At 60.9% G+C, this 19,283-nt stretch carries 19 protein-coding genes; 11 read left to right on the top strand and 8 right to left on the bottom strand.

Annotated elements, in window-relative coordinates; translation table 11 throughout:
• Positions 1-39: 39 nt before the first annotated feature.
• From ACYP2A_RS25140 to ACYP2A_RS25130, 3 genes are all read left to right on the top strand, one after another.
• On the top strand, positions 40-675 hold the full coding sequence (locus ACYP2A_RS25140) for an RluA family pseudouridine synthase (protein ID WP_459748756.1): 636 nt from the start codon (positions 40-42) through the stop codon (positions 673-675).
• Between the two features lie 76 nt (positions 676-751).
• A complete protein-coding gene (locus ACYP2A_RS25135) occupies positions 752-2,041 on the top strand; it encodes a M18 family aminopeptidase (protein ID WP_459748631.1) in 1,290 nt (429 codons plus the stop codon).
• A gap of 175 nt (positions 2,042-2,216) precedes the next feature.
• Positions 2,217-3,233: an ABC transporter substrate-binding protein gene (locus ACYP2A_RS25130; RefSeq protein WP_459748630.1), complete on the top strand. Its 1,017-nt coding sequence runs from the start codon at positions 2,217-2,219 to the stop codon at positions 3,231-3,233.
• A gap of 15 nt (positions 3,234-3,248) precedes the next feature.
• On the opposite strand, the gene ACYP2A_RS25125 is transcribed toward ACYP2A_RS25130, so the two are convergent.
• Positions 3,249-3,968 (bottom strand): UTRA domain-containing protein, encoded by a 720-nt coding sequence (locus ACYP2A_RS25125; protein WP_459748629.1) that lies wholly within the window; start codon positions 3,966-3,968, stop codon positions 3,249-3,251.
• A 347-nt stretch (positions 3,969-4,315) separates the two neighbouring features.
• Here ACYP2A_RS25125 and ACYP2A_RS25120 point away from each other — a divergent pair, with 347 nt between their 5' ends.
• The 5 genes from ACYP2A_RS25120 to ACYP2A_RS25100 all read left to right on the top strand — a co-directional run bounded on the left by ACYP2A_RS25120 (position 4,316) and on the right by ACYP2A_RS25100 (position 8,863).
• Positions 4,316-5,383 (top strand): ABC transporter substrate-binding protein, encoded by a 1,068-nt coding sequence (locus ACYP2A_RS25120; protein ID WP_459748628.1) that lies wholly within the window; start codon positions 4,316-4,318, stop codon positions 5,381-5,383.
• 79 nt (positions 5,384-5,462) lie between these two features.
• The gene (locus tag ACYP2A_RS25115) at positions 5,463-6,305 is read left to right on the top strand and encodes an ABC transporter permease (RefSeq protein ID WP_459748627.1); all 843 of its coding nucleotides are present in this window, start codon (positions 5,463-5,465) and stop codon (positions 6,303-6,305) included.
• Positions 6,292-7,089 carry an ABC transporter permease gene (locus ACYP2A_RS25110; RefSeq protein ID WP_459748626.1) on the top strand — a complete coding sequence of 266 codons (798 nt, stop codon included), beginning with the start codon at positions 6,292-6,294 and terminating at the stop codon, positions 7,087-7,089. Before ACYP2A_RS25115 ends, ACYP2A_RS25110 begins: the two co-directional genes overlap by 14 nt.
• A 1-nt stretch (position 7,090) precedes the next feature.
• Entirely contained in the window at positions 7,091-8,080 is a 990-nt protein-coding gene (locus tag ACYP2A_RS25105) for an ABC transporter ATP-binding protein (RefSeq protein WP_459748625.1), read from the top strand.
• A 129-nt stretch (positions 8,081-8,209) separates the two neighbouring features.
• The gene (locus tag ACYP2A_RS25100) at positions 8,210-8,863 is read left to right on the top strand and encodes an HAD family hydrolase (protein ID WP_459748624.1); all 654 of its coding nucleotides are present in this window, start codon (positions 8,210-8,212) and stop codon (positions 8,861-8,863) included.
• A 4-nt stretch (positions 8,864-8,867) separates the two neighbouring features.
• Here ACYP2A_RS25100 and ACYP2A_RS25095 read toward each other — a convergent pair whose 3' ends face one another.
• Complete coding sequence (locus ACYP2A_RS25095) at positions 8,868-9,833, bottom strand: NAD(P)H-quinone oxidoreductase (RefSeq protein WP_459748623.1); 966 nt, start codon at positions 9,831-9,833, stop codon at positions 8,868-8,870.
• A gap of 137 nt (positions 9,834-9,970) precedes the next feature.
• Here ACYP2A_RS25095 and ACYP2A_RS25090 point away from each other — a divergent pair, with 137 nt between their 5' ends.
• Positions 9,971-12,052, top strand: coding sequence for a carboxy terminal-processing peptidase (locus tag ACYP2A_RS25090; protein WP_459748622.1), 2,082 nt, complete (start codon positions 9,971-9,973; stop codon positions 12,050-12,052).
• Between the two features lie 117 nt (positions 12,053-12,169).
• Positions 12,170-13,921 (top strand): bifunctional diguanylate cyclase/phosphodiesterase, encoded by a 1,752-nt coding sequence (locus tag ACYP2A_RS25085; protein ID WP_459748621.1) that lies wholly within the window; start codon positions 12,170-12,172, stop codon positions 13,919-13,921.
• Position 13,922: 1 nt separating this feature from the next.
• Here ACYP2A_RS25085 and ACYP2A_RS25080 read toward each other — a convergent pair whose 3' ends face one another.
• From ACYP2A_RS25080 to ACYP2A_RS25060, 5 genes are all read right to left on the bottom strand, one after another.
• Positions 13,923-14,306 (bottom strand): hypothetical protein, encoded by a 384-nt coding sequence (locus ACYP2A_RS25080; RefSeq protein WP_459748620.1) that lies wholly within the window; start codon positions 14,304-14,306, stop codon positions 13,923-13,925.
• Positions 14,303-14,638, bottom strand: a complete 336-nt coding sequence (locus ACYP2A_RS25075; protein WP_459748619.1) for a helix-turn-helix domain-containing protein — start codon at positions 14,636-14,638, stop codon at positions 14,303-14,305. The genes ACYP2A_RS25080 and ACYP2A_RS25075 overlap by 4 nt, the downstream gene beginning before the upstream one ends.
• 124 nt (positions 14,639-14,762) lie before the next feature.
• Positions 14,763-15,215 carry a YkvA family protein gene (locus ACYP2A_RS25070; protein WP_459748618.1) on the bottom strand — a complete coding sequence of 151 codons (453 nt, stop codon included), beginning with the start codon at positions 15,213-15,215 and terminating at the stop codon, positions 14,763-14,765.
• 327 nt (positions 15,216-15,542) lie between these two features.
• Positions 15,543-16,328, bottom strand: a complete 786-nt coding sequence (locus ACYP2A_RS25065; RefSeq protein WP_459748617.1) for an FKBP-type peptidyl-prolyl cis-trans isomerase — start codon at positions 16,326-16,328, stop codon at positions 15,543-15,545.
• Positions 16,329-16,487: 159 nt separating this feature from the next.
• Positions 16,488-17,414, bottom strand: coding sequence for a LysR family transcriptional regulator (locus ACYP2A_RS25060; RefSeq protein ID WP_459748616.1), 927 nt, complete (start codon positions 17,412-17,414; stop codon positions 16,488-16,490).
• A 134-nt stretch (positions 17,415-17,548) separates the two neighbouring features.
• On the opposite strand from ACYP2A_RS25060, the gene ACYP2A_RS25055 reads away from it, so the two are divergent.
• Positions 17,549-18,604 carry a tartrate dehydrogenase gene (locus ACYP2A_RS25055; protein WP_459748615.1) on the top strand — a complete coding sequence of 352 codons (1,056 nt, stop codon included), beginning with the start codon at positions 17,549-17,551 and terminating at the stop codon, positions 18,602-18,604.
• 69 nt (positions 18,605-18,673) lie between these two features.
• Here ACYP2A_RS25055 and ttdB read toward each other — a convergent pair whose 3' ends face one another.
• Positions 18,674-19,282, bottom strand: coding sequence for a L(+)-tartrate dehydratase subunit beta (gene ttdB, locus ACYP2A_RS25050; RefSeq protein ID WP_459748755.1), 609 nt, complete (start codon positions 19,280-19,282; stop codon positions 18,674-18,676).
• Position 19,283 lies beyond the last annotated feature (1 nt).

The following is a 19,283-nucleotide window of genomic DNA, read 5'->3' as shown; positions in this document are numbered from 1 at the left end:
GTTGCGCCGCTGGCGTTTTTCATGAGGCCTTTTACCAGCATGCCGTTGTCGAACATCCGCATTATTTATCAGGACGCCGCCGTCCTGGTGATCGATAAACCCACCTTCCTGCTGTCTGTTCCGGGTCGTGCCGACGACAACAAGGACTGCCTGATCACTCGCCTGCAGGAAAACGGCTTCCCCGAGGCCCGGATTGTCCATCGACTGGACTGGGAAACCTCCGGGATTATCCTGCTGGCCCGCGACCCGGACAGCCATCGCGAGCTGTCGCGCCAGTTTCATGACCGCGAAACAGAAAAGGCCTATACCGCACTGTGCTGGGGCCAGCCGGCGCTGGACAGCGGTAGCATCGACCTGCCATTGCGCTACGACCCGCCAACCAAGCCGCGCCATGTGGTCGACCATGAAGCGGGCAAGCATGCCCTGACCTTCTGGAAAATCGTCGAGCGCCATAGCGACCATTGCCGTGTGGAACTGACGCCCATCACCGGTCGCTCGCACCAGCTGCGTGTGCACATGCTGTCCATCGGTCACCCTTTGCTGGGCGATGGCCTGTACGCCCACGCTGAAGCGCTTGCCGCGTCAGAACGCTTGTGCCTGCACGCCAGCATGCTGAGCTTTACCCACCCGGTAAACGGTGAGCGCTTGCGCTTCGAGTGCCCGGCGCCGTTCTGAAACGACTCGAATAATGCATGACCACATGTTGCCAGCCAATGCGTTAAACTCGCGCCATTGCTGTCTGGAGTGATTTATGCGTGAAGAGTTGAACAAGGGCCTGATCGACTTCCTCAAGGCCTCGCCTACCCCGTTCCATGCCACTGCCACACTGGTGCAACACCTGGAAGCCGGTGGCTTCCAGCGTCTGGATGAACGCGACACCTGGGCAGTCGAATCGGGGGGGCGTTACTACGTCACCCGCAACGACTCCTCCATCATTGCCTTTCGCATGGGCCGTCATTCGCCCTTGATCGGCGGCATTCGCATGGTGGGCGCACACACTGACAGCCCTTGCCTGCGAGTCAAGCCGCAGCCTGAACTGCAACGCCAGGGCTTCTGGCAACTGGGTGTGGAAGTCTATGGCGGTGCCCTGCTGGCACCATGGTTCGACCGCGACCTGTCGCTGGCCGGACGCGTGACCTTTCGCCGTGATGGCCGGGTCGAAAGCCAGTTGATCGACTTCAAGCTGCCCATCGCCGTCATTCCCAACCTGGCGATTCATCTCAATCGCACGGCCAACGAAGGCTGGCCGATCAATGCCCAGCTCGAATTACCGCCGATCGTTGCACAGGTGGCCGGTGACGAGCGCCCGGACTTCCGCGCCCTGCTCACCGAGCAACTGGCGCGCGAACACGACCTGATCGCCGATGTGGTGCTCGACTACGAGCTGAGCTTCTACGACACCCAGAGCGCCGCCGTGGTGGGGTTGAACGGCGACTTCATCGCCGGTGCCCGGCTCGACAACCTGCTGTCGTGCTACGCCGGCCTGCAAGCGCTGCTGAACAGTACCAGCGAAGAAACCTGCCTGCTGGTCTGCACCGACCACGAAGAGATCGGTTCATCTTCGGCGTGCGGTGCCGATGGCCCAATGCTTGAGCAAACCCTGCAACGCATCCTGCCCGATCACGAAACCTATGTGCGCAGCATCCAGCGCTCGCTGCTGATCTCGGCCGACAATGCCCATGGTGTGCATCCCAACTACGCCGACAAGCACGATGGCAATCACGGTCCCAAGCTCAATGCGGGCCCGGTGATCAAGGTCAACAGCAACCAGCGCTACGCCACCAACAGCGAAACCGCAGGCTTTTTCCGCCATCTGTGCATGGCCGTAGAAGTGCCGGTGCAAAGTTTCGTGGTACGCAGCGACATGGCCTGCGGCTCGACCATCGGCCCGATTACCGCCAGTCACCTGGGCATTCGTACCGTGGACATCGGCCTGCCGACCTTCGCCATGCACTCGATCCGCGAGCTGGCCGGCAGCCACGACCTGGGGCATCTGGTCAAAGTGCTGGGCGCGTTCTACGCCAGCGTCGAGCTGCCTTGATCGACCCTGCGGCCGGGCTCCCCACCCGGTCGCAGCCTGAAAGATCATCATCCGGACACTTTCAATCGCCAGGCGAGTCAGACCTCAGGACAGGGCTACAGTTATCTGTCGTCGGTGGCATCGGAAGGTGCCTTCTACTCCCCGTCTGACCCATGACGATCAAGTGAGGCTCTGGATGATTTCAATCAGAAAAATGTTCTGCGTGCTGTCGATTGCCCTATGCGCCCTCGCTCAGCCGGCGCTGGCCGCGCCGCAGGGCAAGCCGATCCTGTTCGGCGACCTCACTTGGGAGAGCGGCACCTTCATTACCGAAGTGTTGCGCGAGATCGTCGAGAAAGGCTACGGCTACCCCACCGACACCCTGCCCGGCAGCACTGTCAGCCTGGAGACCGCCTTGGCGCGCAACGACATCCAGGTGATCGGCGAAGAGTGGACAGGCCGCAGCCCCGTCTGGCTCAAGGCTGAACAGGCCGGCCAGGTCCAGGGCCTGGGCGATATCGTCAAAGGCGCCGACGAAGGCTGGTGGGTACCGGCCTACGTGATCGAGGGCGACGCCCAGCGCGGCATCGCGCCCCTGGCCCCGGATCTGCGTTCGGTGCAGGACCTGGAGCGCTACCGAACAGTATTTCGCGATGCCGAAGATCCGTCCAAAGGGCGCTTTCTCAATAGCCCCAGTGGCTGGACCTCGGAAGTCGTCAACAGCCAGAAGATCAAGGCTTACGGCCTGCAGGACAGTTTCGTGAACTTTCGCAGCGGTTCAGGTGCAGCTCTGGATGCCGAGGTCACCTCGGCGGTGCGCCGTGGCCAGCCGGTGCTGTTCTATTACTGGGCGCCGACCCCGCTGCTGGGCCGCTACAAATTTATCAAGCTCGAAGAGCCGCCATTCGACGCCGAGGCCTGGAAGACCCTGTCGGACCCTGACAATAAGGCCCCGCGGGGAAGCCGCTCGTTGCCGGCGCGACTGAGTATCGGTGTATCCACGTCCTTCGCCCGGCAGTATCCGGAACTGGTGAGCTTTTTCGAACGGGTAGACCTGCCGATCGGGCCACTCAACACCACCCTGGCAAGCATGAGCGAACAACGCCAGGCCCCGCGTCAGGCGGCCTTGGGCTTTCTGCGCGAACAGCCGGACGTCTGGCGCGCCTGGGTGCCTGCCGAGGTGGCCGAGCGGGTGGCGAACAGCCTGAAATAAGTGACCGGTGGCCGCTCAGTGGCCAGTCATCAGTGCGCTGACGCGAATCGCGTCGTGGCGCCAGTATTCCAGGTCGCAGTCGATCAGCCGGCCTTGCCGGTCATGATTGACCCTGGCAATGCACAGGCCCGGCGTCCCCAATGAAACCTTAAGCGCTGCCGCCGCCTCGGCGTGCAGCGCAGCAGGCTGCATCTCGAAATTGACTTGCCCGTATTGCAGGTCATAACGCTGCTGATACAACTCGGTCAGCGATTGACTCAGGTCACAGTCGAGAAGCCCCGCAAAGTATTCAGGCTTCAGGTAATGCTCGACATACAGCACCAGCCGCTGATCGATACGCCGTGCCCGGCAGATCTGGATCACGCTGGAGAGTGCCGGCAGTTGCAGGCGCTGGCAAATCGCCGCCGAGGCCGGTTGCAGGCGCGCCGAGAGCAACTGCGTGTGCGCTTCGCGGCCTTGCGCTGCGACCATGGCGTGAAAGTGGCTGCGGCTGTTGAGGTCATAGGTCAGCCGCGGTGGAGACACGAACCAGCCGCGCCGCTCTTCACGGTAGATCAGCCCTTGCGCTTCAAGCTGCACCAGGGCTTCACGCAGGGTAATGCGCGTGGTGTCGAACACTTCGCTGAGCCGGCGTTCGGCCGGCAACTTGCTGCCCGGCAGGAGCACACCGCGCTCGATCTGCTCTTGCAGGGCGTTACAAATGGTGGTGAAGGCTCGTGGCTCATCGTCGCGCATTGCATTACCTGATTGGTCTAGACCAGCTCTATAAAAGGGCACGGTCAACTCATGCCATAGCCCTGGAACAGCGTTTTTCAGCCTAGATTGCGCAGATGAACGTGCTGTGACAGGGCGCCATGCGCAAGCTGCAAAGACTAGTCCACACCGCTACGCAACACCTTGTCCTTCAAGCCTTTTGCCGTGGTCTACGCTTGTATTCCAGCGCCACCTGAGGCCGCAATCGATTGCCCATCGACACGAAAATGTCACGCAAGTCGCCTAACTTGGCTCAGGTATTGCTGATCTAGACCACATCCTGTGCAACCAACACTTCTTGCCGCACGTGCAATAAGGAGCTTTCAACGATGAAACACCTTTTGTTGGCATCACTGCTGGGTTCGGCCATCGCCATGAGCAACATGGCCTTTGCTGCCGAAATGGACCTCAAGACCCTCGAAGACGCCGCCCGTGCCGAAGGCGCGGTAAACAGTGTTGGTATGCCGGATGACTGGGCGAACTGGAAAGGCACCTGGGCCGACCTGACCGCCAAGTACGGTCTCAAGCACCTCGACACCGACATGTCGTCGGCGCAGGAAGTGGCCAAGTTCGATGCTGAAAAAGACAACGCCAGCGCCGACATCGGTGACGTGGGCGCAGCCTTCGGCCCTATCGCCAAGGCCAAGGGCGTAACCCAGCCGTACAAGCCAAGCACCTGGGAGCAAGTACCGGAGTGGGCCAAGGACAAGGACGGCCACTGGGCGCTGGCTTATACCGGCACCATCGCGTTCATCGTCAACAAGAACCTGCTGCACGGCTCGGAAATCCCGAAAACCTGGGCCGACCTGAAAACCGGCAAGTACAAGGTGTCCATCGGTGACGTAAGCACCGCAGCCCAGGCCGCCAACGGCGTGCTGGCCGCCGCCATCGCCTTCAAGGGCGACGAAACCAATATCGAGCCGGGCCTGCAACTGTTCACTGAAATTGCCAAACAGAAGCGCCTGTCGCTGGCCAACCCGACCATCCAGACCATCGAGAAAGGTGAAGTCGAAGTCGGTGTGGTCTGGGACTTCAACGGCCTGAGCTACAAGGCCAAGATGGCCAAGCCCGATGATTTCGTGGTGCTGATCCCTTCCGACGGCACCGTGATTTCCGGCTACACCACCATCATCAACAAGTACGCCAAGCACCCTAACGCCGCCAAGCTGACCCGCGAGTACATCTTCAGCGATGCCGGGCAAATCAACCTGGCCCGTGGCAACGCCCGGCCGATCCGCGCCGAGCATGTCACCCTGCCGGACGATGTCAAAGCCAAGCTGCTGCCCAACGAGCAGTACAAGAACGTGACACCGATCAAGAACCCCGATGCCTGGGAAAAAACCGCCAAGGCCCTGCCGCAAAAATGGAACGAGCAAGTCATCATCGAGATGAACTGATCGTCGATATCCCTCATCGTGGACCGGCCGCCCGGTCGTTCCACGATGAGGGTTCTAGCCTTGTTCGGGAGCGATTCATGTGAAGCCCCTTTCCCGCGGTCAATGGCTGGCCCTCTTGTGCCTGCTGCCCTTTGCGCTGTTTTTCATCGTATTCCAGATCGCGCCGCTGGCCTGGGTGGCGATCCATAGCCTGCAGTCCGACAACGGCTGGGGCCTGGACAACTTTGCCAAGGCGTTCAGCTCACGCTTTTATCGCCAGGCCATCCAGTTCAGCCTGGAGATCAGTTTCTGGTCGAGCCTGTTCGGCATCGTCATTGCCACCCTCGGCGCCTGGTCGCTGCATCAGGTCGATTCAAAGTTGCGCGACTTCGTCAGCGCGTTCGCCAACATGACCAGCAATTTCTCCGGCGTACCCCTGGCGTTTGCCTTCATCATCCTGCTCGGTTTCAACGGCGCACTGACCCTGATTCTCAAGCAGGCCGGGATCATCGATGACTTCAACCTGTACTCCAAGACCGGCCTGATCATCGTCTACACCTACTTTCAGATTCCGCTCGGCGTGCTGTTGCTGTACCCGGCCTTCGACGCCCTGCGCGACGACTGGGCCGAATCGGCAGCCTTGCTGGGCGCCAGCCCCTGGCAGTTCTGGCGCCATATCGGCCTGCCGGTGCTGACACCCGCACTGCTCGGCACCTTCGTGATCCTGCTGGCCAACGCACTGGGCGCTTACGCCACGGTGTACGCGCTGACCACCGGCAACTTCAACGTCTTGCCCATCCGTATTGCGGCCATGGTCGCCGGTGACATTACCCTCGACCCGAACATGGCCAGCGCCCTGGCGATGATTCTGGTGGGGCTCATGACCCTGGTCACCGTGGTGCATCAGTGGCTGCTCAAGAGGAGCTACCATGTCGCGCGCTGAACGCCGCTCTGCCTCGCTCTATCACCGCCTGGTGGTCTGGGTGCTGTTTGCGATCCTGCTGCTGCCGCTGGCCGGCACCTTGCTGTATTCGATCTCCACAAGCTGGTCGGCCACCGTGCTGCCCAGCGGGCTGACCTTCAAGTGGTACCTGGCGTTGTGGAGCGATGCACGCTTTCTGAGTGCCTTTGGCCAGTCGCTACTGGTCTGCGTGGGCGCACTGCTGCTGTCGGTGGTGCTGATACTGCCGTTGCTGTTCGTGGTGCATTACCACTTCCCGCGCCTGGACGGGTTGATGAACATCCTCATCCTGCTGCCCTTTGCGGTGCCGCCGGTGGTGTCGTCGGTAGGCCTGTTGCAGCTTTATGGTTCAGGGCCGATGGCGATGGTCGGCACGCCATGGATCCTGATCGGCTGCTATTTCACCATCGCGCTGCCGTTCATGTACCGCGCCATCACCAACAACCTGCAAGCCATCAACCTGGTCGACCTGATGGACGCCGCCCGCCTGCTTGGCGCCAGCACCTGGCAGGCGGCATTTCTGGTGGTGCTGCCCAACCTGCGCAAAGGTCTGATGGTCGCCTTGCTGCTGTCGTTTTCGTTCCTGTTCGGCGAATTCGTGTTCGCCAACCTGCTGGTCGGCACCCGCTACGAGACCTTGCAGGTGTACCTGAACAACATGCGTAACAGCAGTGGCCACTTCAACAGCGCACTGGTGATTTCTTATTTTCTGTTCGTACTGGTACTGACCTGGGTCGCCAACCGACTGAACAAGGACAAAGACTGACATGAGCTTTATCAGTATCGAAAACCTGCAAAAGAGCTACAGCGGCACGCCGGTGTTCAGCGACATTCAATGCCGGATCGGCAAAGGCGAGTTCATCACCCTGCTCGGCCCGTCCGGTTGCGGCAAGTCGACCCTGCTGCGCTGCATCGCCGGCCTTACCCCGGTCGACAACGGGCGCATCCTGCTCGATGGCCAGGACCTGGTGCCGCTCAGCCCGCAGAAACGCAACATCGGCATGGTGTTCCAGAGCTACGCGCTGTTTCCCAACATGACCGTGGCACAGAACGTCGCCTTTGGCCTGCGCATGCAAAAGGTCAGCGCCGCTGACAGCGAGCGGCGGGTCGATGAAATCCTGCGGCTGGTCGAGCTGCAGGATTTCGCCAAACGCTACCCGCATCAGTTGTCTGGCGGGCAATGCCAGCGCGTGGCCCTGGCCCGCTCGCTGGTCACCCGCCCGCGCCTGCTGCTGCTCGATGAGCCGCTGTCGGCGCTGGATGCACGCATTCGCAAGCACCTGCGCGAGCAGATCCGTGCCATCCAGCGCGAACTGGGCCTGACCACGATCTTCGTCACCCATGATCAGGAAGAAGCCCTGACGATGTCGGACCGCATCTTTCTGATGAACCAGGGCCGCATCGTGCAGAGCGGCGACGCCGAAACCCTCTACACCGCGCCGGTCGACGCCTTTGCGGCCGGTTTTATCGGCAACTACAACCTGCTGGAAGCCGACGCCGCCAGCCGCCTGCTGCAACGCCCGGTCGCCAGCCGCATCGCCATCCGCCCCGAAGCCATCGAACTGCGTGCCGATGGCCCGCTGCACGGCCAGATCCGCAGCCACAGCCTGCTGGGTAACGTGATCCGCTACCGCATCGAGGCCAACGGCGTGGACCTGGTGGTCGACGTACTGAACAGATCGGCGGATGATCTGCACGCGGACGGCCAGGCGGTCAGCCTGAAGATTGACACCTCGGCCTTATGCGCTCTCAGCTGAGCGCAGCGACAAGTTTCAAGCCGCAAGCTTGAAGCAGACCGCGCCGCTTCTACTTGCAGCTTATAGCTTGAAACTTGTAGCGGCGTGCCCTCACCATTGCCATTCCGCTCAACAGCATTGGAGGCACGCATGCCTGTAGCAATTTTCGACCTGGACGAAACCCTTATCGACGGTGACTGCTCCACCCTGTGGTGCGAGCAGATGGGCCGGCTGGGCTGGGTCGATAGTGCATGGTTCATGCAACGCAACGATGAATTGATGGCAGCCTACAGCGCAGGCGAGCTGGCGATGGAGGACTACATGGCCTTCAGCCTGGAGCCGATGGCCGGGCGCACGCCCGAAGAAATCGAGTATCTGGTCGAGCCTTGGGTCGAGGATTTCATCGAGCCGATCATCTTCAGCGATGCCTGCAAGGCCATCGCCGAACACCGCGCCAAGGGCGACCGGATTCTGGTGATCTCGGCTTCGGGCATCCATCTGGTCAAACCGATTGCCGAGCGTCTGGGCATCGATGAAGTGCTGGCCATCGAGCTGGATGTGCAGCACGGTGTGTACAGCGGTGCCACGCAGGGTGTGCTGACCTACCAGCAAGGCAAGGTCACCCGCCTGCTGGAATGGCTGGACGCCGAAGGTGAAAACCTTGAGGGCGCCAGCTTCTATTCCGACTCACGCAATGACCTGCCACTGCTGTTAACCGTTGATTATCCACACGTGGTCAACCCCGATCCGGCACTGCTGGAACACGCCCAACAGGCCGGCTGGCCGGTGCATCGCTGGAAATAACGCGTCAGACCAGGCTTTCGTCGATAACCAGTACCACTTTACCGCTGACCTGATTGCCTTCCAGTTCGGCAAAGGCTGCTTCAGCCTGTTCGATCGGGAAGGTGCGGGCCAGTTGCGGGCTGAGGCGGCCTTCGGCGAACAGCGGCCAGACCTGCTGGCCCAGCTCGCTGATCAGGTCGGCCTTGAACTGATCGTCGCGGCTGCGCAGGGTCGAGCCCAGCACATGAATGCGCTTGCCCAGTATCTGCGCCATGTCCAGTTGCGCCTGGCGTCCGCCCATCAAGCCGATCAGGACCCAGCGGCTGTCCTGAGCCAGCAGTTTGAGGTTGAGGGCTGCATAGTCATTGCCGCCTACCGGATCAAGAATCACATTGAACGGCGCAAACGCCTTGAGACCGTCGAGTCCTTCGCCACGAATGACGCCGCCCTGTGCGCCCAGTTGCACGCAGTAGTCCAGGCGCCCGGCAGAGCCGACACTGACCCATACCGGGCTGCCAAACGCCTTGCAGAGCTGAATGGCCGCTGAACCAACTCCACTTGCGCCGGCATGCAGCAAGACTTTCTCACCGGGCTTGAGCGCGGCCAGTTGAAACAGGTTCAACCAGGCCGTGGCGTACACCTCCGGCAGACAGGCCGCTTCGGCCAGGGTCAGGTTTTCCGGCACTGGCAGCACATGGCGGCCATCGACAACCACCTCGGTTGCCATACCGCCGCCGGCCAGCAAGGCGCAGACCCGGTCGCCCACCTGCCAACTGCTTCCAGGGCCGACCTCGCTGATCACGCCTGCGCATTCCAGGCCAATGAATTCACTGGCTCCAGGTGGTGGCGGATAGTGGCCTGCGCGCTGCAACAGGTCGGCGCGGTTGAGTCCGGCCGCCGCCACCTTGATACGAACCTGCCCGACATCCAGCGCCAGAGCGGGTGCCTGGACCCATTCCACATGTCCGTTAACGCCTTGCAATGCCTTCACAGTGCCTCCATAGTGAGTCAGGACTGAGCCCGTGGCCGTATGCCCCGGGCTTTTGCATTATGCGACCGGGTCCATGGAACCGGCGATCTTTAAGACGGCCTAATATGCGTGATCAATTGTCTACTCGTCGAATCAGCATGAAGCATTTATTCCCAAGCACCGCCCTCGCCCTGCTCATCGGCCTCAGCACATTGCCGATGTCGGCCAGCACCTTCGCCGCCAATAGCTGGGACAAGCTTCAGCCCGATCGCGACGAAGTGATCGCCAGCCTGAATGTCGTCGAGCTGCTCAAGCGCCACCACTACAGCAAGCCGCCGCTGGACGACAAACGCTCGGTCATCATCTACAACAGCTACCTCAAGCTGCTCGACCCGGCACGCAGCTACTTCACGGCCAGCGATATCGCCGAGTTCGACAAGTGGCAGACCCAGTTCGACGACTTTCTCAAAAGTGGCGACCTGAACGCCGGCTTCACTATTTACAAGCGCTACCTGGACCGCAGCAAGGCACGCATGGACTTCGTCCTCGCCGAGCTTGCCAAGGGCGTCGACAAACTGGACTTCACCGATAAGGAAACCTTGCTGGTCGACCGCAAGGAAGCCCCTTGGGCAAAGAGCCAGAACGAACTGGACGACCTGTGGCGCAAGCGCGTCAAGGATGAAGTCCTGCGTCTGAAAATCGCCGGCAAAGAGCCCGCCAAGATTCAGGAACTGCTGACCAAGCGCTACAAGAACCAGCTGGCGCGTCTGAACCAGACCCGCGCCGAGGACATCTTCCAGGCGTACCTGAACTCCTTTGCGATGTCGTATGACCCGCACACCAACTACCTGTCGCCCGACAGCGCGGAAAACTTCGACATCAACATGAGCCTGTCGCTGGAAGGCATCGGCGCGGTGCTGCAAAGCGACAATGACAACGTCAAGATCGTGCGTCTGGTGCCGGCAGGTCCTGCGGCCAAGACCAAGCAGGTGGCACCGGCCGACAAGATCGTTGCCGTCGCCCAGGGCGACAAGGAAATGGTCGACGTCATTGGCTGGCGCCTGGACGAAGTGGTCAAGCTGATCCGCGGGCCGAAAGGTTCGGTGGTGCGCCTTGAGGTCATCCCGGCCAGCAATGCGCCGAATGACCAGACCAGCAAAGTGGTGTCGATCACCCGTGAAGCGGTCAAGCTTGAAGAGCAGGCGGCCAAGAAGTCGATCCTGCACCTGAATCAGGACGGGCGCGACTACAAGCTGGGCGTCATCGAAATCCCGGCGTTCTATCTGGACTTCAAGGCCTACCGTGCCGGCGATCCCGAGTACAAGAGCACCACGCGCGACGTGAAGAAACTGCTGACCGAGCTACAGGCCGAGAAAGTCGACGGCCTGGTGCTGGACCTGCGCAACAACGGCGGTGGCTCGCTGCAGGAAGCCACCGAGCTGACCAGCCTGTTCATCGAAAAAGGCCCGACCGTGCTGGTGCGTAATGCCGACGGCAAGGTCGATGTGCTCGAAGACGAAGCCAAGGGCGTGTTCTACAAAGGCCCGATGGCGGTGCTGGTCAACCGCCTGTCGGCCTCGGCCTCGGAGATTTTCGCCGGCGCCATGCAGGACTACCATCGCGCACTGATCGTCGGTGGCCAGACCTTCGGCAAGGGCACGGTACAGACCATCCAGCCGCTCAACCATGGCGAACTGAAGCTGACCCTGGCCAAGTTCTACCGGGTTTCCGGGCAGAGCACCCAGCATCAGGGCGTGGTGCCGGACATCACCTACCCGTCGCTGATCGACACCAAGGAAATCGGCGAAAGCGCGCTGCCCGAAGCCATGCCGTGGGACAGCATCCGCCCGGCGATTCGCCCGGCCAGCGACCCGTTCAAGCCGTTCCTGGCGCAGTTGCAGGCGCGCCACGACCAGCGCAAGGTCAAGGATGCCGAGTTCGTGTTCATCGAAGACCGCCTGGCGCTGGCCAAGCAACTGATGAACGAGAAAACCGTCAGCCTCAACGAAGTGGACCGCCGTGCCGAGCATGCGTCTATCGAAAACAAGCAACTGGCGCTGGAAAACACCCGCCGCAAGGCCAAGGGCGAAGAACCGCTCAAGGAACTGAAGAAGGAAGACGAAGAAGCGCTACCGGTCGAAGACGAGAAGACCAAACCCGAGGACGACGCCTATCTGGCCGAGACCGGGCGCATTCTCCTCGACTACCTGGGCCTGAGCGCTTCGGTCGCGAAAAAATGATTGTCTGACGACAATGGCAAACTGCCAATACCGTCATTAAACAGTCATGATTCTGTCGTGAAATAAGGGTCCGGCCGCTGCAGCGTCCGGGCCCTTATTTTTGTCGTAGAGATCGCCATGACCGTGACCGAACAACTGAGCGCACTGAGTTCTATTCTGGCTCGCAGTGATTTGCACAGTTTGTTCCAACCCATCGTCATGCTTTCCGAGCGACGCATTCTGGGTTATGAAGCCCTGACCCGCGGCCCGTCCAACAGCCCCTTGCACTCGCCCATCAGCCTGTTTGCCGTGGCCCGCCAGTGCGGGCGCCTGAGCGAGCTGGAGCTGGCTTGTCGCGAAAGCGCCTGCCGACGGTTCAGCCAGCAAAAACTGCCGGGCAAGCTGTTTCTCAACGTGTCCCCGGAGTCGCTGCTCGAAGCCTCGCACCCGCCTGGCCGGACTCTGGAGATGCTGCAACGCTACGGCATCGCGCCTCAGGATGTAGTGATCGAACTGACCGAGCAAACGCCTACCGACGATTTCGAACTGCTCTACAAGGCGCTGCATCACTACCGCGACATGGGTTTCTCGATTGCGCTGGACGATCTGGGCGCCGGCTACTCGAGCCTGCGCCTGTGGTCGGAGCTGCGCCCGGATTACGTCAAGATCGACCGGCACTTCATCGACGGCATCCATCAGGATGCCGTCAAGCGCGAATTCGTCGGCTCCATGCTGCAAATGGCCAAGGCGTCACGCGCCACGGTGATTGCCGAGGGCATCGAACTGAGCGAAGAACTGGCGGTGCTTATCGAAATGGGCGTCGATCTGGTTCAGGGCTATCTGCTGGCCCGCCCGCAAGAGCGCCCGCCACGCGATATCCGCATCATGCTGCCCAAGTCCGAAAGCCCCAGCGTGCCCTTGAGCGAGGAAGCGGCCGACCTGGGTGCCCTGCTCAACCCGCAGCCGGCAATCAGCCAACACACGCCCACCGCACAGGTGCTCGAAGCCTTCCGCCTGCAAGCCAATCTCAATTCGGTGGCGGTACTGGACGAGCAGTCACGGCCATGCGGCATCGTGCATCGGCATTCGCTGTCGGACGCGCTGCTCAAGCCGTTTGGCACCGAGCTGTTTGCCCGCAAGCCGATCAGCCGGCTGATGAGTGAAGATTTTCTCGCCGTGGATTTGAACCAGTCGCTGCAACAGGTCAGCCGCCTGCTGACCAGCCGCGCCCGCCAGCGCATCGAAGAGGATTTCATCATCACCCGACAGGGCACTTATGTGGGGCTGGGCCGGGTGATCGATGTACTGAAGCTGATTACCGAACTGAAGATCCAGCAGGCTCGCTATGCCAACCCGCTGACCTTGCTGCCGGGCAATGTGCCGATCCAGCAATGCCTGACCCGCCTGCTGCAACAGCAACGCGAATCCATGGTGTGCTATGTCGACATCGACAGCTTCAAGCCCTTCAACGATATTTACGGCTACGCCCGCGGCGACGAAGTCCTGCTGTGCCTGGCCCAGTGCCTGAACGACCGCATCGATCCCAGCCGCGACTTTGTCGGGCATATCGGCGGCGATGACTTTTTGATGGTGCTGGGCCCGGAAGACTGGGAAAAACGCCTGCAAACCCTGCTCGACGACTTCCAGAACCAGTGCCGGCGCTTCTACCGCGCCGAACACCTGGACGCCGGCTGCTTCAGCGCCCTGAACCGCCAGGGCCAGCGTCAGGAGTTCTCTTTGCTGTCGCTGTCGATCGGTGTGGTGCATCTGCGCCATGACGCCTGCACACGGCTCGACGCCAGCCAGGTGGCCGACCTGGCCTCACAGGCCAAGCACTATGCCAAGGACATCAGCGGGGCGAGTGTTCACCTGATCGATACGCAGCCATGAATTACGTCACCTGCTGCTTTTCTTCCAGCGCCGGATAAACGAATTCGAATACCCGCACCACCTCAGAGGCATGCCACGCGGCGGCGGCGGTGCCATCGGAGGGGCCGCTGAAACGCCCCAGACGGGACACGCACTCAAAGAACCCGGTGCGCGGCAGGCGGCTGGCGCCCTGGCTGATGACCAGCGAGCTGCGCAGCGGTTGTTCGGCGCGGGCATCCAGAACAGCGAGGTATTCGAGCGCAGCCGTCAGGGTCTGCATGGCCGGGCTTGGCAGTTGCAAACGCTCCAGAAGGGCGCGGTAGGTCAACAGATGACGCTGGCGACGGGCGGTGTCCAGTTCAGTCAGCAAGTGCTGCCAATGTTGCCGACTGATGCGCACACTCATGATTCAGCCCGCCAGCCTGGTACCCCCAGATTCCAGGCCAGGCTGCGCTTGATGGCGGCGTCCGGCTCACGGGTACCGCTTTCGATCAGTTCCAGATAAGCCGGGCTGATCCCGACTGAACGCGCCAGCCCCGCCAGCTCCAGACCCTTGGCCTGACGCAAGGCGCCAAGCTGCTCGAAACCTGGAAAATCTTCGGGTGCGGGCTGCGCTTTGGCAGCAGGTGCGGGTTGTTTTTCTTTGAGGCCGGCGGCGCTTAACAAGGCCTGATACTGAGCCCAAGGCAATACAGCGTACTCGGGTTCGCCGTCACGAGAGATGACCTGAAGATCCATACGATCCCCTCTGTAGGATATGGGCTCATGTCGAGCAGGAATAAACCCCGACATCTTAACAGCGGATGGCCACACATTGCCCACTTACAAGGGGATTGCATAACACCAGCGTTACGGTAATCCCTCAGATTTTGGCCTTTTCCTGCTCCAGCAACGCCTGGGTCGCAGGCAGGCGTTCGACGATGGCCAGTTTTTCAGGCGTCTGTTTTTCGCGCCAGGTGCGGAAGGCGTCCAGTTCATCGGTGACCTGTTTCATGACCCAGGCCAGTACGGCGATGTCATCGAACATGCCCAGCCCCGGAATAAAATCAGGAATGGCGTCCAGCGGGCTCAGGAAATACATCAGGCCGGCCACGATGCACAGAATCGCCTTGGGGCTGATACTGCGGTATTCACCGCGCCAGTAGGCCAGGCACAACGACTGCAACAGACGCAGGTCCTCCTTGATACGCCCCAGCCGGCTGCCTTCGCTGGAACCCTTGCGGGCTACGGCAAACAGCAACGCCGGCAAGCGCCCGGCCGCCAGTAAACGACGAGCGCCAGGCAGAAATCGAATAAAGGTCCAGGGTGCTTTCATCATCACTCCCAACGGAAAATGCGCCGCACGGCACTCGCCGCGCCCTGACAAAGTCCGGATATGAAGGTTCAATGGCCGTCATGTTATCCACATAAATTGTGGATAACCTTGTGAACAGCCGCTGTTTTCACGCCTGAGCCCCGCGTATTACGCGGCATGCGCTTAAATCGGGCGTTTTTTACTCACCTGAAAAATCCTGTTAAATCGTTGACTTAGAGCATTTCAGGTGCAGGCGTCGATGATACTGGGACTGTGTGAACGCTCAAGCGTTCGCCCGGATACAAAAACGCCCTGTCGAGACAGGGCGTTTTTGCTCAAGCGCAGAATTTACTTCTTGGCTTCTTCTTTGGCAGCCGGGGCAGGAGCCGCTTCACCCTCTTCTTCCTCATCCAGCGCACCCGGCAAGGCCGGTGCAGCGGCTGGATCCTTGATGCCCAGCAACTCAAGGTCAAAGACCAGAACCGAGTTGGCCGGAATCAGCGGGCTTGGGCTTTGAGCGCCGTAGGCCAGTTCGCTAGGAATGTACAGTTTGACCTTTTCGCCGACGTGCATCAGTTGCAGGCCTTCGACCCAGCCTGGAATCACGCCGCCCACCGGCAGATCGATCGGGCTGCCGCGCTCGACGGAGCTGTCGAACACCTTGCCATCGATCAGCTTGCCTTCGTAGTGAACGGTCACGACGTCAGACGGCTTTGGCTGAGCGCCATCGGCTTTCTTGATGACTTCGTATTGCAGGCCGGAAGCGGTGGTGGTCACACCCGACTTCTTGGCGTTTTCAGCGAGAAACTTCTTGCCGGCAGCAGCCGCTTCTTCACTCTGCTTGGCCAGACGCTCTTCGGAGCGTTTTTGCAGCGCCGAGAACGCCTCGATCAGCTCTTCATCCTTGAGCTTCTGTTCTTTCTTGCCGACGGCGTCTTCGATACCCAGGGCCACAGCCTTGGAGTCCAGGTCGTCCATGCCTTCCTGAGCCAGGCTCTTGCCCATGTTCAGGCCGATGCCGTAGGAGGCTTTCTGGGCCGGGGATTTGAGCTCGACAGGAGTGGCCTGTTTGTCACAGCCTGCGAGTACCAAACCGACCAGGGCAATCGCCGCTGCCAACCGATGCTGTTTCATTCTGTTTCCTTGTTCATGCGCCGAAGGGGCAAACGAGTAAAGCCGCGAGCTTATCAGGCCGCCGCGATCAATGGCTACCGGGATCAGAGGCCCAAAACCCCTATAAGTTCAGGTAAACAAAGGTATTCCCGGATCAGCTGCGCGCTGTTCAGGGACGGTTCAGATGTCAGCCGACGGCTCGCTGACCTCCACCCGATCCAGTTTGGCGAAACGCGCCACCAGAAAATCGATCAGGCAACGTACCCGTGCCGACAGGTGTAATTGTTGAGGATAGACCGCATACACGTCGGCGCGGGTCGGCGTCTGGTCCTCCAGTACCAGACGCAGCCTGCCGCTGCGCACATACTTGGCAATGTCCCATTCGGCGCGTAGCAAAATGCCATAGCCCTCCAGCGCCCAATTGAGTGCCACTTCGCCATCGTTGCAGCCCAGCGCGCCCTGGACCTTGATGTTCTGCGTGCGCCCGCCGTGGGTGAAGCTCCACACGCCATGTGGCGTTTCGTTCTGACGCAGGAAGATACAATTGTGCTGCGCCAGATCGGCCAGGCGTTGCGGCGTGCCGTGCTTTTCCAGGTACAGGGGCGAGGCACACAGCAGGCGGCGGTTGGAGGCGATCTTGCGCGCATGAAACGCTGCATCGGGCAAGGTGCCGAAGCGAATGCCCAGATCGAAGCCATGCGCGGTCAGGTCCAGCGGATGGTCGCTGATCTCCAGTTGCACCTGCACTTGCGGGTACTGGCTGAAAAACGCCGCCAGCGCAGGACCGATATGCCGCCGGCCAAAGCCCAGCGAGGCGTTGACCCGGATCAGCCCCTGCGGCGTGGCCTGGGCATTGCTGACCAACTGCTCGACCTCGTCGATTTGCGTCAGGATGCGCGCCGCATGACTGAAATACAGCTCGCCCTCGGCGGTCAGGCTCATCGAACGCGTGGTGCGGTTGACCAGCCGGGCGCCCAGACGTGCTTCGAGCTGGCTCAGGCGTTTGCTCACTGCGGGTGGCGTAATGCCCAGTTCACGAGCAGTCGCGACCAGGCTGCCTTGCTTGGCCAGGAGGTGAAAGAACGACAAATCCTGTGTCTTGCTCATTGATAACCCAAGGTTAAGTATGTGGTGATTTAAACCAACTCTTAGCGTTTTAGTCACTACATATACTCCGCTTGCACCCGGTCGGATACCCCGCACCGACAGACAAACCAACAAGCAAGCGAGTGGAGTGACTCATGACTACCTACAACATTGCAGCCGTACCCGGCGATGGCATCGGCATCGAAGTGATCGCCGCAGGCGTCGAGGTCTTGCAGGCCCTGGCAGCCAGGTCCGGGTTCGAGCTGGCGTTCAAGCACTTCGACTGGAACTCCGACAATTACCTCAAGGACGGCTACTACATTCCCGAAGGCGGCCTGGCCGAGCTGAAAACTTTCGATGCGATCTTTTTCGGTGCCGTGGGCGCACTGAACGTGCCCGACCATATTTCCCTCTGGGGCCTGCGCCTGCCGATCTGCCAGGGTTTCGACCAGTACGCCAACGTGCGCCCTGCCCGCGTGCTGCCCGGCGTAAAAAGCCCGCTGCACAATGGCCACGAAATCGACTGGGTGGTGGTGCGGGAAAACTCCGAAGGCGAATACTCCGGCAATGGCGGTCGCGTGCACCGCGGCCTGCCTGAAGAGGTCGCCACCGAAGTGTCGGTATTCACCCGCGCAGGCGTCGAGCGCATTCACCGCTTTGCCTTCGAGCTGGCCCGCAGCCGGCCGCGCAAACATCTGACCATGGTCACCAAGTCCAATGCCCAGCGCCATGGCATGGTGCTGTGGGACGAGATTTTCTACGAAGTGGCCAAGGACTTCCCGGATGTAAGGATCGACAAGGAACTGGTCGACGCGGTGACCACGCGCATGGTGCTCAAGCCGCAAACCCTGGATGTGATCGTCGCTACCAACCTGCACGCCGACATTCTCTCCGACCTGGCCGCCGCGCTGTCGGGCAGCCTGGGTATTGCACCGACCGCCAACCTCAACCCAGGCCGCCATTTCCCATCGATGTTCGAGCCCATCCACGGTTCGGCCTTCGACATCACCGGCAAAGGCGTGGCCAACCCGATCGCCACCTTCTGGACTGCGGCCTTGATGCTTGAGCATCTGGGCGAACCGGCAGCCGCCAAGACCCTGATGTCGGCCATCGAAGCGGTCACCGAAAGCGGTGTTCACACCCCGGACCTGGGCGGTACCGCCACCACCCGCGAAGTCACCGATGCGGTGCTGGCATTGATCAATCGCTGATCGACCAAGGCAATGAACAACGCCCCGCAAGCTGACACAGCTTGCGGGGCGTTGTTGTAATAGCTCAGGCTACTTGATGAACCGCACCTGGCTATTGATCTTCTCGATCACCGAGCCCTTGCGCTCGTTGAAGCGTATCTTGTTTTGTTCAAACAGATTATTGCCCTTGGTGTCGATCGAGATAATCAGCGGCCCGAACTCGCGCACCCGGTTGACCCACAGCGTTTCCGGCATCCCCAGGTCCTGCCATTCGGCACGTTCGATCTCTTCGACCTGAGTGGCTGCCAGCACCGCACAGCCACCGGGGAACACCGCATGCACCGCCTTGTTTTCCAGGCAGCCGGTGGTGGTTTCCGGCCCCATGCCGCCTTTACCGACGATCAGTTTTACACCCGTCTGCTCGATAAACTCCTTCTCGAACTTCTCCATGCGCATGCTGGTGGTCGGGCCAATGGAGACCATTTCGAAACTGCCGTCGTCCTTCTTGCGCACGATGGGCCCGGCGTGAAAGATCGCCCCGCCACGCAGGTCGACCGGCAGTTCGCGCTTGAGCTCGATCAGCCGGCGGTGTGCTACATCGCGGCAGGTGACCAGTTGGCCGGTGAGGTAAATCACGTCGCCCACGTTGAGGTCGGCAAGGTCTTCGTCTTTGATCGGGGTGCTGAGGATTTTTTTCACA

It is taken from the genome of Pseudomonas sp. 3A(2025) (assembly GCF_054589175.1).
The sequence above is the reverse complement of the archived record's forward strand: the minus strand, read 5'-3'. Positions and strand labels throughout refer to the sequence as shown.

Bases quoted from the DNA above. Each gene is read 5' to 3' on its own strand.
- ACYP2A_RS25085 (WP_459748621.1), top strand. From the start codon at position 12,170: ATGACCGTGACCGAACAACTGAGCGCACTGAGTTCTATTCTGGCTCGC.
- ACYP2A_RS25130 (WP_459748630.1), top strand. From the start codon at position 2,217: ATGATTTCAATCAGAAAAATGTTCTGCGTGCTGTCGATTGCCCTATGC.
- ACYP2A_RS25075 (WP_459748619.1), bottom strand. From the start codon at position 14,638: ATGGATCTTCAGGTCATCTCTCGTGACGGCGAACCCGAGTACGCTGTA.
- ACYP2A_RS25065 (WP_459748617.1), bottom strand. From the start codon at position 16,328: ATGAAACAGCATCGGTTGGCAGCGGCGATTGCCCTGGTCGGTTTGGTA.
- ACYP2A_RS25120 (WP_459748628.1), top strand. From the start codon at position 4,316: ATGAAACACCTTTTGTTGGCATCACTGCTGGGTTCGGCCATCGCCATG.
- ACYP2A_RS25140 (WP_459748756.1), top strand. From the start codon at position 40: ATGCCGTTGTCGAACATCCGCATTATTTATCAGGACGCCGCCGTCCTG.
- ACYP2A_RS25080 (WP_459748620.1), bottom strand. From the start codon at position 14,306: ATGAGTGTGCGCATCAGTCGGCAACATTGGCAGCACTTGCTGACTGAA.
- ACYP2A_RS25090 (WP_459748622.1), top strand. From the start codon at position 9,971: ATGAAGCATTTATTCCCAAGCACCGCCCTCGCCCTGCTCATCGGCCTC.
- ACYP2A_RS25105 (WP_459748625.1), top strand. From the start codon at position 7,091: ATGAGCTTTATCAGTATCGAAAACCTGCAAAAGAGCTACAGCGGCACG.
- ACYP2A_RS25060 (WP_459748616.1), bottom strand. From the start codon at position 17,414: ATGAGCAAGACACAGGATTTGTCGTTCTTTCACCTCCTGGCCAAGCAA.
- ACYP2A_RS25100 (WP_459748624.1), top strand. From the start codon at position 8,210: ATGCCTGTAGCAATTTTCGACCTGGACGAAACCCTTATCGACGGTGAC.
- ACYP2A_RS25135 (WP_459748631.1), top strand. From the start codon at position 752: ATGCGTGAAGAGTTGAACAAGGGCCTGATCGACTTCCTCAAGGCCTCG.
- ACYP2A_RS25055 (WP_459748615.1), top strand. From the start codon at position 17,549: ATGACTACCTACAACATTGCAGCCGTACCCGGCGATGGCATCGGCATC.
- ACYP2A_RS25070 (WP_459748618.1), bottom strand. From the start codon at position 15,215: ATGAAAGCACCCTGGACCTTTATTCGATTTCTGCCTGGCGCTCGTCGT.
- ACYP2A_RS25110 (WP_459748626.1), top strand. From the start codon at position 6,292: ATGTCGCGCGCTGAACGCCGCTCTGCCTCGCTCTATCACCGCCTGGTG.
- ACYP2A_RS25125 (WP_459748629.1), bottom strand. From the start codon at position 3,968: ATGCGCGACGATGAGCCACGAGCCTTCACCACCATTTGTAACGCCCTG.